This window comes from Kitasatospora sp. NPDC127035, from assembly GCF_042726075.1.
Lineage (GTDB): Bacteria > Actinomycetota > Actinomycetes > Streptomycetales > Streptomycetaceae > Kitasatospora.
Window position 1 is genome coordinate 1 of the sequence record NZ_JBHXDN010000121.1, and the last position, 11,938, is coordinate 11,938.

An 11,938-nucleotide genomic window follows, 5' to 3' on the forward strand; every position below is an offset into this window, starting at 1 on the left:
ATGCCGGACACCACCTGGCCAATAAGCGGACACCCGCCAGGCTCATCCCGGAGCTAGCCAAAGACCCCGGTTTTGATGTCATCTGTCTGCTTAACGACACTTCAGCAACGATTCACTTGCGTTCGTCTTCCCGATCCCCACCTGACGTCTCTTACGACGCCTTTTCCTCAATCGCTCACCACGGCAGTCATTAGCTAGCGCAGCATGAGGCGGTTTGAAGCCTCCCTCCGCAGGGCGGCTCCGAAGGGCCATACCTTCATCTCTCGCACAGCATCGATTCCAGAAACCGTCCTACGACCAGCTCCCCTTCACGTTCAGGACACAATCAGCCAACGCAGCATGAGGTGGTTTGGAGCCTCCCTCCGCAGGGCGACTCCGAAGGGCCAAAACCTTCATCATCCGTGCAGCACCGCATCAAGAACTCGGCCTACATCGACTCCCCTTTACGTTCAGGACACACCAAGCGCCAGATGTACGGGCGGGCCAACTTCGACCTCCTACGCCGCCGCATCCTCCTATCACCATGATCAGCCAGCCAAGACCCCTCAATCAGCGACAGAGCCCGGAAATTGATCCAGAACCCAGATTGAGCCGCCGCCGACAAACTTCCTGGTCTTGTCGTTTCACCCGTTGCCGACACCGGGGAGCCCGGCCGCGTCACAGCTCCTATCGACGCTAGCGGCGGCGCGGTATGACCTGCTGCTCTGTTGCGGCGTTCTGCTGACCCTGGTCTTCTGGCGACGCGGCTGGAAGAACGGCTGCGACATCGTGGTCATCACCGCATGCCACGGCGTGGGCCTGGCCTTCGAAATCGTCAAGGTCCACCTCGGCTCTTGGAGCTACCCCGAGCCGGCGGTCCGGAAGTTCGCGGGTTGTTGTCCCGCTGTACGGAGCCTTGGCCCTGGCCGGATTCGGCTCGGTGCCCAGTGCGAGCAGCTGCGCAACTGCTCGTGGTCCCCTCGCTCCCCGCACCCGGGCCGGTCCTCCCTCCCGGCGGCCAGCGGCACGCGACGACGCGGTGCGGTTGTTCAGTGATGCGTCGGTGGTCTGGAGGAGCGCGAGTTCGGTGGTGGCGCTCGGCGCCGTCCTGCGCGTCAGGTCGGACATGGTTTCCCCCTTGGGAGTGTGACCGGGTGGCGGGGCGGCCCGGGGAGTCGGGCAACGTCCGGCACCACACCGGTCGACATCGGATTGGCCGGGCGGTGTCTACTGGCCGGCATGCCGTGCGAACGAAGCGACCTCAGAGGCAACGGAGTGCGCCGACATGTACCGGTGGGGGAGGAGTTCGCGGGCACCGGCCGGACCCGCCCTGTCACGGGCCTGTGACACTGCCGCGGCTGTCCCGTCACGGACACCTCGGCCCACGAACCGGCCCAACCGCCGAAGGAACCATGCGCGGAGCTCCCGGCCCACCCCCCGCAGAGCGCGCGGCAGCCGCTGCAACCTGCCGGGGCGCCGACGCAAGGGCTCGGCAAAGATCGGCCCGGCCGGCAAAAGTCCGGTATCGCCGCCGCAGCGTGGGCCGACTGAAGCCGGCGCCGCACCCCAGGCAACCCCAGCCCCAGTGCTGCCTGCCCACCATCGCCGATCCGTCCTCGCCTTCGCCCGTTCTTCTGCGAGAACCACGAATACCGAAGCGGACTTGGCCAGCGTGACCGGCACCTGCGTCATCGCCGCCGTGCGCCGGGGCTGCATTCGGCGGAAGACCCGACGGCGGTCGTCGCGCTCGTAAGCGGCGAGTGTGTTTAGCCGAGCTGCTGTTCGATGGCGCGGAGCTTGCGCTCCAACGCGTCCAGTTTCGGCAGCGACAGGGTGTCGTCATCCGCGGTCAGGTCGACGGTAACGGACTTCTCGGGGCCGTCCTTGAGAAAACCGTCGCGATGGACCTCGGGGTCCGCCGCCGACCGGGCCAGCCACAGGGCGAGGTCGGCGGCGGCAGTACGCGGCAGGCTGCTCGGGTGGTCGGGCTCGGCCGTTGGGAGTGGGTCCGGACTGCTCAGCTGCTCCTCGGAGGCGGCGGCAACGGTGACCGCGGCGAGGGCCCGATTGCCACGGGCCCGGGAGAACGGTCCGCCCCGGCGGGCGATGGCCTTCAGCTCCGCCCGCTCCCGGCGATCGGCGCTGCGGGTCCGCAGCCGGGCCTCCTGCTTGGCCTGGCGCTCCTCCCGGACCTCGTCGACCGCCTCGTCCACGCTGCGGACGTTCTCCAGCAGCATCAGCGACCACGCCGCGAACGTCTCACGGGGCGCACGCAGCCAGCGCACGATACGGATCTGCGGCAGCGGACGCGGCACCAGGCCCTGCTCACGCAGCGCGGCCCGGCGAGTCTGCTTCAACGCCCGGTCGAACAGAATCGCAGCCGAGACGGACATCCCCGCGAAGAACTGCGGAGCGCCGTCATGAGCCAGACCACGCGGCGCGTGCACCCAGTTGAACCAGGCCGAGGCGACCGCGAACACCCAGACCAGCAGACGCGAGCCGAGCGCCGCGTCACCGTGGCTGGCCTCACGCACCGCGAGGACCGAGCAGAACATCGCCGCGCCGTCCAGGCCGAACGGCACCAGGTACTCCCAGCCGCCCGACAGGCCGAGGTTCTCCACGCCGAAGCCCACCAGACCGTGGAACGACAGTGCGGCCGCCACGCCCGCGCAGCAGAACAACAGCGTGTAGGAGGAGATTCCGTAGACCATCTCGCGGCGCCGGCGCCGCTCCTCGCCGCGCTCCCAGGAGTCGGCGACCTCACCGGACCGGTCGGCCTTGCGGCCCCGAAGGCGCAGGAACATCACCAGGGTGAGCGCGGAGACCAGGACCGCGCCGACGGTCGCGGTCCAGGAAAGCTGTATCGGGGTCAGGTTCATGAGGGATCGGGCCTCGCTGTGGGGGTTAAGGAACAGGTCTGATCATCCAGAGGGCGGTCGGACCGGCATGAGACCGGTCGGCCTAACACCGTTGCACTGTCGAGAAGTTCACCGCGTCGGTCGTCGCGGGGCCGGGCGGCCGGGCACCCCGGTCGGGTCGGTGGTTCGGCCTGGAGACCCGGTCGCAGCAGGGCTCGGGAACGCCACCAGTGGAGACGGCACCGGGGTGGGCGGGATCGTGACGGAGGGTGAGGTTGCGGGCCGGGTTGAGGGCCAGGAGCCCGGCGAGAACGGGGCCGAGGGTGAGGTGGCGGGCGGGCCGGCGGATGCAGGGGTGGGCGAGGTGGAGGCCCCGGAGCCGCGCGGGGTCGTGCCGGAGAATGGGATGGAGGGACGGACCGGATTCCCTGAAGTGGGCGGGGCGCTGTGCGGGGGTGAGGTCCTTCGGCCGGGCGTGGCCTGTGTGGTCGGCCTGGACGCTCCTGCGGCGGGTGGGGTGAGGCGTGAGGACCGCGCCGGGGTGGGCCTAGCCGGAGCCGGCCGGACGGCAAAGGTCCCTGGGCCGGTGGGCGTCGCGGACGGCGAGGGGGCGGCCGGTGCGCTCGGGGCGGCAGCGGGTTCGGAGGCGGGTGGAGTGTCGGCCGGTGGGAGGTCCGGGGCAGCCACGTCCGGCCTGGGCCCGGCGACTCCGGCCGGAATGATCCGGACGGCGAGGGGCAAGCCGACCAGGGTTGCGGTAGCGGCCGCCCAGAGCGTCGCCCGGCGGGGCAGCCGTCCGCGCCCGACGGTACCGGTGCTGCTCGGGCGGCGGCCCGACGGCCTCGTCCCTGGATCTGCCGGTGCGGTCGAGGGCGGGACCGGCCCGGCACCGTCGTGGGGCTCTCGCAGGTGCGGGCCCTCCTCGGGGGTGACCCGCACGACTCGTCCGGGGACGTCCGATGCACCGGCACCGCAGGGAGCAGGCTCGGACGGGGCGACCTCGCAGATGCCGCAGGCCGGGTCTCCTTCTGCGGCGAACGCGGACGGGCGGGGGCCCGGCGGTCGGTCGCCGTCCGCGTCCAGGAGTTCCGCGACGCGGGGACAGGTGCGGTCGGCGATCAGCGTCACATGGGCGCACAGGTACTCGTTGAACCGGTGGCCAGCGGCCTCAGCTCGCTCGGCGTTCTCGGCGGTTGGGCCGGGCCAGGGCGGCGCGTCCGCGCTCGCGGCCGACTCCAGCACCGCCTGCAGGACTGCCCGACGGCACGCTTTGGGCGCGGCCAGCACGGCCCGCAGGACAGTGGCCTCCCTGTGGGTGTACGCGGCCGACGGTTCGACCGGCTGCCGGTCTTCGGGAGGGCCCGAGTCGACCGCAACCCGCGCGGTCACGACGGGCGGGGCGGGGCGCGCGGCCTCCCGGACGGCCGCCCACAGCTCTATGCCGGCCAGGAAGGACACTCCTGCGTCGGAGTGACGGCGGTCGCCGACGATGGCCCGCCAGGCCTCGGCGACCACCGCTGTGGACGGCTCCTCGGCACTGTTCAGGCCTGGCGCGGGCCGCTCGGCGCAGGGCGATGTCGTCGCCCGGCACCGCACCGGGCAGTCACCGCCCCGGCTCGGGACGTCGGCGGCGTCCACCGTAGCAGACCGACCGGCCTCGTCACCGGGGCCTGCCGGGGCGGAAGCGAAATCAGGCTCTCCCACGGTTCTCCTTGGGCGTGCGGGTGGTCCGTGTCCGTGGTGCAGTGGTGCGCGTCCGGCACCGACCGGACAGCGGCATCTGCGCAGGAAGAGCGCCGCACCGCAGCCCCGGCCCGCGGATTCGCCGAACCGTTACCTTTCCCGGTCGGCTCGTCGATGAACAGCCGCCGGGTCTCGGACCCGACCGTGGCCACGCGCACCATCGGGCCGCTCTGCGAACGCCGTCTCGCCGCACCGGCCCCGCACCCGCGTGCGGGCGTCCCGGGGCCCCGACGACATCGCGGGCGGGCCGGTGCGACGCTCACCCAAAGCCGGGCGGCGGGGCACGCACGCCGCGTAGCCAGATCGAGGAGGGCGGTACGGCAGCGCGAAAGCCGTCCGGGGACAGCAGCGGCTACCGGTCAGATCGTCGACGGGAACCGACGTGCCACCGGCAGCCCGCCCCGGGCTCCGGCGAGGGCCGTCGGCGGAGGTGGGCCGGGTCGAGGGCGCTCTCGCGGTGGCGTCGCGGCCGGGGCGTGCCCGGCACGCGGGTGGCCGATTCCCGACGATTTTCCACCCGACACGAGCAAGCCACACAGACGCAATGTGCATACCCGTTGATTTGCGTTTACTATTGTGAAGAACGGGCTGTCAGGTCACCGGACTCCCGCCGCAGCGTAGCGGCGAAGTAGGTCTCACTTCGCATCTCTGACGGTGACTCAGCGAGTGACAAGCATACTCCTTGACCCGCTTCCGGACCCGGTCCATCAGCGCGACGTGGTCGATCTCGTCGAAACACGCCGCGATGTCCGCGTCCAGCACCCAGCGATAGCCGCAGGTGCCATAGAAGTGGATCTCGGCAATCGCGTCCTGAGCACGCCGCTTGAGCCGGAAGCCGTAGGAGACCGGCTTGAAGTCGGCCTCGAAAATCGGCTCCAGTACCAGCTTCAGCGCGGCCTGCACGACCCGGTCGGCGACCGTGGGAATCCCCAACCGCCGAACCTTCCCCGACCCGCCCGGCTTGGGAATCTTGCGCTCCCGCCTCGGAAGCGGACGGAACGAGCCCTGTCTGAGCTGGGCCCGTAGGGTCGTCCAGGGAATCCGGGGACCCCGAACCGTTCCTCGACGTCGGCGGCCGTCAGGCCGTCCACGCCAGCAGTGCGGGCTCCCCGACTGCCGGCAACCCGGTCGAACGCCGCGATCAGTGTCGCCGGGTCGTGCACGAGGTTGAACAGATCATCGAACTGGCGGCTGGCATCGGCCGCCGCCCAACGGTGAAGCTTGGCCTGCATTTCCGATACCCGCTGGCGCGGGCCCACCTGGTCCGCCTCCAACGGAGCGCCGCTGTTCAGCGGTGCGTCTTTCGGCATTGCAGTCTCCTTCCCCTCTCGATACCGCTGCCGCCCTTCCCCATGTGCGCGGGCTCTGTCGGGTAGCGGGGACGCATTGCTGCGTCCCCGCCCCCTAAGAACCGGACGTGCGAGCCGTCCCCGCATCCGGCTCAAGCAAGCCCTGAAGGATCGCTGGCATGCAGAGGTGCTGGGCCTGTCGCGATCTCAGCTGAGCGTCGACAATGGCAGGCGGTGTGCACGAGACGGAGGACCACGTTCGACTTGCCCTGCTCCGGCGAGATGACGATGTACTGCTTCGTCATCGCCCGCCGGAGGACCGCCATCCACTGCTCCCACTCGGGTGGGCTCTGCGCTTGGTGGTCGGCGTCCAGCAGGAACTCCCGGCACAAAGGGCAACGGCCGTCCTGCAGCGTCAGCTGCCGCAGTCCGAACGCGTCCAATGGCGGGGGTGTCCCCTTGCGCCGCCTCTTGGCCCAGTACTCGGTCAGGGCCGGGTCGCCCGGAGACGAGGTGCCCGCGACCATCTGGTGTCGAACGATCTTCGTCCAGGAGAACTTCCGCAGGTGGGCCCCGGTCTCCCGGTCACCAAACACCCAACGGTTCTTGCTGGACGGGTTGGACCGGCCGAAGTACCGATCGACGATCCAGTGCCTCGACTTGTTCTGATGGCCTTGCTTGGCCCACTTGTAGGTGAGCTTCCACATGTAGTCGTCCAGCGCAGTGAACGCGTCGTTGGAGACCACTGTCCGGTAATAGGCCGACCAGCCGCGCACGATCGGGTCGATCTTGTTCAGCACCGCACTGACGTTGGCCCCGCGCAGGGCCGCCATCTCCGCGCGTAGCCGTTCCCGGATCCGTCTCACGGCCGCCGGACTCGGTTTGATCAGTAGCTTTCCGTCGTATCGGCGGACGTTGAATCCCAGGAAGTTCGATCCGGCGATGCACTCCGACAGCCGGCCCTCCTGGGAAGTGACATCAGGCGGCCCAGCCTGGCGTTGCGTCCAGTGTCGGTGATGCCAGGAAACCGGGCTTGCTGCGATCGCCCTGCGCCGGCCCACCCGCCCACCCGTGGCGATCGAACAAGATAGACCTTTTATCCACAGATATTGACATCACTTTACCTAGCTGCTGCACTATGCGGCGATGGTTGCGCAAACATGCATCCTGATCGGGATGCCGTCCCCCATCCGGTTCACGTGCCGCGCACCAGGATCTGCTACCCGAAACCGGCGAACGGAGCCAACGCCATGACCGTGCCCGACCGGTCCTCCGGCCACCGACACCTCGTCACCCGGTCCGGCCGCGCCGCTGACGGCGCGTTCCTCGTCACCGTCGCCGCCGACCGGCAACGCCACGGGAGCAGACGCCGTATCGGATTCCCCGTCCGACCCGAAGCCTCCGGTCTTCCGTCCCCCGTCGAGCCTGCGAGGTCCCGCCGCCCGACCGCGGGCGGGTGCCGCCGTGGCCGGCGATGGGGCGGACCGGCGGAAGGCCGCTGAAGGACAGCCGCGCCACCACCGGTCGCCGCCGTCGCGCCCACTCCGCGACCGCCGCCGCAAGCACCTGCCACCACACAGACCAGGAGCCGCAATCATGCGCAGCGAACCGCCGCCGAACCCCTCCGTCCGCCGCTTTCGCAGCACGCTGGCCGCCGCCGTCACGCTGGCCCTAGCGGCCGGTGGTACGGCCGCCGCCGTCCGGCCCGCCGGCACCGTGACCGCCGTGACCGCCGTGTCGGCCGCTGCCGACGCGATCAGCGGCGCCCACACGGTCACCTACGACAAGTACTCGATGCTGATCGACGGGAAGCGCACCTACGTCTGGAGCGGCGAGTTCCACTACAACCGGCTGCCCAGCCCGGACCTCTGGCGCGACACGCTGCAGAAGATGAAGGCGGGTGGCTTCAACACCGTCTCGATCTACTTCGACTGGGCCTACCACTCGCCCAAACCCGGGGTGTACGACTTCGGCGGCATCCGCGACGTGGACAAGCTGCTGGACATGGCCGCGCAGGAGGGCGTCTACGTGATCGCCCGGCCCGGCCCATACATCCACGCCGAGCTGGATAGCGGCGGCCTCCCTGCCTGGGTCAACACCCTGCCTGGCAGCGCGCGCACCGACAACCCCGCGTATCTCGCGGCGGCCGACGAGTGGCTGAACCAGATCGACCCGATCCTCGCCCGCCACCAGCTCACCAACGGCACCGGATCAGTCATCGCCTACCAGGTCGAGAACGAGCTCTACAACAACGACTCCGACAGAAGGGCCTACATGGCCCACCTGGAGAGCGCCGCGCGGGCCCACGGAATCACCGTGCCGCTCACCGGCAACCACAACCAGCCAAACGGCAACCAGAGCCAAGGCTTCACCACCGGCACGGGCGCGGTGGACATCGACGGTGTGGACTCCTACCCGCAAGGGTTCGACTGCTCCAACCCCACCCGGTGGAGCAACGTCCCCAACATCGCCGACATCCCCCGCGCGCCCGGAAAGCCGCTCTTCGCAGCGGAGTTCCAGGGCGGATCCTTCGACCCGTGGGGCGGCCCCGGCTACGACAAGTGCCGCCAGCTGACCGGCGCCGACTTCGCCGACGTCTTCTACAAGAACAACCTCGCCGTCGGGGCCACCCTGCAGAACCTCTACATGGCCTACGGCGGTACCTCCTGGGGCTGGCAGGCCGACCCGGGCGTCGTCTACACCTCCTACGACTACGGTGCGCCGATCACCGAGTCCCGCCAGCTCACCGACAAGTACCAGCAGGTCAAGCTGATCGGGTCCTTCCTCCAGGCCGCGACCTCCCTCACCAAGGCCGGCCCGGTGGCCAACGCCGCCCCCAGCACCCCGGACGTGGTGGAGACCGTTCGCCAGAACCCGGACGACGGAACACGGTTCCACTTCATCCGGCAGTCGAACGTCGGCTCCACCGCGACCGTCAACGTTCACGTCGCGGTCGACCTGACCAAGTTCGCCTACACCTTCGACGACCAGGACAGCCGGCTCGCCTACAGCGCCGGCTGGACCGCCGTCGGCGAGGACGCGGGGTACACCGAACCCGAGTACCGCCACACCGAGTCCTGGACCGACACCGCCGGTGCGAGTGTCTCGGTGCCGTTCACCGGCAAGTCGGTCCGCTGGATCTCCTCGACCTCGAATAACCACGGCCTGGCCGACGTCTACATCGACGGCGCCAAGGTGGCCACGGTGGACGGCTACTCCGCCCGGACCATGCCACAGCAGGTGCAGTTCTCGGCGGACAGGCTGACCGACGCCGCACACACCCTGAAGATCGTCGCGACCGGGCAGAAGAACGCCTCGGCCGACGGCGCCTACGTCGCTGTCGACGCCATCGACCAGCCCTCGACCGCCTCGCGCAGCTACCCGTCCGTCCCGCAGCAGGCGGGAACCGCCATCACGCTGGCGGGGCGGGAGTCCAAGACCCTGGTGGCCGGCTACCAGCTCGGTGCGAGCCGGCTCCAGTACTCCACCTCGGAGCTGATGACCAACACCACCATCGGCGGACGCGACCTCGCCGTGCTCTACGGCGGCCGGGGACAGTCCGGCGAAACGGTCCTCAACTACCGGACCAAGCCGACCGTGAAGGTGCTGAGCGGCACCGTGCAATCCACCTGGGACACGGCCACCGGCGACCTGCGGCTGAACTACCAGCACTCCGGCCTGGCCCAGGTACTCGTCACGGGCGGACCGAAGCCGCTGCTGCTGCTGATCGCGGACACCGCCACCGCCAAGACGTTCTGGCAGACCCGGAGCGCCGACGGTCCGGTGCTGGTGCGCGGCAGCTCGCTGCTGCGCGGCGCCGCCACCACCGCCGACGGCGCGCTGGCACTCACCGGCGACTCCTCCTCCGCGGGCGCCGTCGAGGTCTTCGCAGGCTCCTTCGCGAAGACCACCTGGAACGGCCGCGCCCTCACCCTGCAGACCACGACGAGCGGCTCCGGGACGGGCCGGCTCGAAGCCCCGGCCGCAGTCTCACTGCCGGCACTGACCGGCTGGAAGAAGTCCACCGAGAACCCCGAGGCACATCCGGGCTTCGACGACAGCACCTGGACGGTGGCGGACAAGCTCACCTCCAACAGCCGGACCACCCCGGACACGCTCCCGGTGCTGTTCACCGACGACTACGGCTTCCACCACGGCGACGTCTGGTACCGGGCGCACTTCACGGGCATGCCCGGCACCAACGCGGTGGACCTCTCCGCGATCACCGGCAACGCCGGCCTCTACTCGGTCTGGCTGAACGGCACCTTCCTGGGCAGCACCGGCGACCGCAACCACCGGTTCACCTTCCCCACCGGCAGTCTCAAGGACGGCACGGACAACGTGCTGTCCGTGCTGCTGGAGAACTCCGGCCACAGCCAGCACTGGGGCAACGACTCCAACAAGGAGGCGCGCGGCCTGACCGGCGCCACCCTCGTCGGCGCACCGACCACCGCGGTCACCTGGCGGATCCAAGGCAGCCTCGGCGCGGAGACTCCGGTCGACCCGGCCCGCGGCCCGATGAATACCGGCGGCCTGTACGGCGAGCGCTCCGGCTGGTCGCTGCCCGGTTTCCCCGACACCACCTGGTCGCCCGTCACCCTGCCGACCACCGGCACCGCCCCGGGAGTCACCTGGTACCGCACCTCCGCGCACCTCAACCTGCCCGCTGGCCAGGACACCTCGGTGGGACTGCGCATCACCGACGACCCGTCACGCTACTACCGGGCGTTGATCTTCGTGAACGGCTGGCAGCTCGGCCGGTACATCAATGACCTCGGCCCGCAGCACAGCTTCCCGATCCCCAACGGCATCCTCAACCCCAACGGCGGCAACTCCATCGCCATCGCGGTCTCGAACACTGACGGCACCACCGGAGGCCTGGGCGCCGTTGCCCTGGAGTCCTACGGCACCCAGCTCTCCCCGCTCACGACCGGCCTGGTGTCCGCCCCCCAGTACCAGGCCGCCACCTACCCGTCCGCCCCCGCGAAGGCCTCGCTGGCACTCGCCGCACCGGAACACCTCGCACCGGCCGAACCGACCACCGTCACCGCCACGCTCGCCGTGCCGGCCGGTGCCACACCCGCTACCGCGGCCGCGATCACCCTGCAGGCACCGGCCGGCTGGACCGTCACCCCCGGGACGGCGGTCGCCGGTGCCACGGTGTCCCCGGGCACGTCGGTCACCGCGCGCTGGCAGGTCACCGCCCCCACCGGCCCCCTGCCGCGGTTCTCCGCCCTGACCGCGGCGGCGGACTTCCGGCAGAGCGGCGCGCAGCACCTCTCGGACACCCGTCAGGTCCTCCCGGCCACGGCGGTGCGGCCCCCGACCGCAGACACCGCCGTCAGCGCACTGCCGTTCTACTACGCGGCCAACGGCTGGGGTCCGGTGGAGCGGAACGCGAGCAACGCCGAGTCCGGCGCCGGGGACGGGCGAACGCTCTCGCTGGGCGGCACGACCTACGCCTCCGGCCTGGGCACCCACGCGTCGAGTGTGGTGGGGCTGAAGCTGAACGGCCACTGCACCCGGCTGACCGCCACGGTAGGCGTCGACGACGAGGTCGACCAGGGCTCGGTGGCCTTCTCGGTGCGTGCCGACGGCCGCACCCTCACGACCACCGCTGTACGCACCCACGCCACCGGCCCGGTGACGCTGGACGTCGACATCACCGGCACCGAGGTGCTGGAGCTGGTGACCGCCGACGGCGGTGACGGCACGGGCAAGGATCACGCCGACTGGGCCGACGCGAAGCTGAGCTGCGGCTGACCGAAGCCCCGGAGAGGAAGCGCCCGGCAGGCGACCCGCCCAGGCGCTACTGGCATGCCCGGGCGCGATGCCCCCGTGGATCTCGGGCCTGGTCCGCATCCAGGAGCTGCGCTGACCCGTGGGGGCACCGGTGCGGCCGTGCGGGCCGACATCGCGACCACCCGTGCGGAACGCGGCGGCGCACCGGAGCGGACGCGGGTGCCGTGTCGGTCGCCCACCAGGACCGCGTCCGGGACCTCGGTGAACCGGTCGTGAGCCCGGACTCCGCCCCGCCGCTGTCGGACAGTCGCCCGACCGGCGGCCGGC

Annotated in this window: 5 protein-coding genes; 2 read left to right on the forward strand and 3 right to left on the reverse strand. The window is 70.4% G+C overall.

What is annotated here, in order from left to right; all coding sequences use genetic code 11:
* Positions 1-630: 630 nt before the first annotated feature.
* Positions 631-1,035, forward strand: coding sequence for a DUF817 family protein (locus tag ACFWIC_RS39925; RefSeq protein ID WP_380522014.1), 405 nt, complete (start codon positions 631-633; stop codon positions 1,033-1,035).
* A 710-nt stretch (positions 1,036-1,745) separates the two neighbouring features.
* On the opposite strand, the gene ACFWIC_RS39930 is transcribed toward ACFWIC_RS39925, so the two are convergent.
* From ACFWIC_RS39930 to ACFWIC_RS39940, 3 genes are all read right to left on the reverse strand, one after another.
* Entirely contained in the window at positions 1,746-2,858 is a 1,113-nt protein-coding gene (locus tag ACFWIC_RS39930; protein WP_380522009.1) for a DUF2637 domain-containing protein, read from the reverse strand.
* A gap of 2,313 nt (positions 2,859-5,171) precedes the next feature.
* The gene (locus ACFWIC_RS39935; RefSeq protein WP_380522010.1) at positions 5,172-5,513 is read right to left on the reverse strand and encodes a reverse transcriptase domain-containing protein; all 342 of its coding nucleotides are present in this window, start codon (positions 5,511-5,513) and stop codon (positions 5,172-5,174) included.
* Between the two features lie 508 nt (positions 5,514-6,021).
* A complete protein-coding gene (locus ACFWIC_RS39940; protein WP_380522012.1) occupies positions 6,022-6,930 on the reverse strand; it encodes a group II intron maturase-specific domain-containing protein in 909 nt (302 codons plus the stop codon).
* Positions 6,931-7,465: 535 nt separating this feature from the next.
* Here ACFWIC_RS39940 and ACFWIC_RS39945 point away from each other — a divergent pair.
* Positions 7,466-11,632 (forward strand): beta-galactosidase, encoded by a 4,167-nt coding sequence (locus tag ACFWIC_RS39945; protein ID WP_380522013.1) that lies wholly within the window; start codon positions 7,466-7,468, stop codon positions 11,630-11,632.
* The last annotated feature ends 306 nt before the right edge of the window (positions 11,633-11,938 follow it).

Excerpts from the sequence above, each read along its gene's own strand:
- ACFWIC_RS39930 (WP_380522009.1), bottom strand. The coding sequence starts at position 2,858 with ATGAACCTGACCCCGATACAGCTTTCCTGGACCGCGACCGTCGGCGCG.
- ACFWIC_RS39945 (WP_380522013.1), top strand. The coding sequence starts at position 7,466 with ATGCGCAGCGAACCGCCGCCGAACCCCTCCGTCCGCCGCTTTCGCAGC.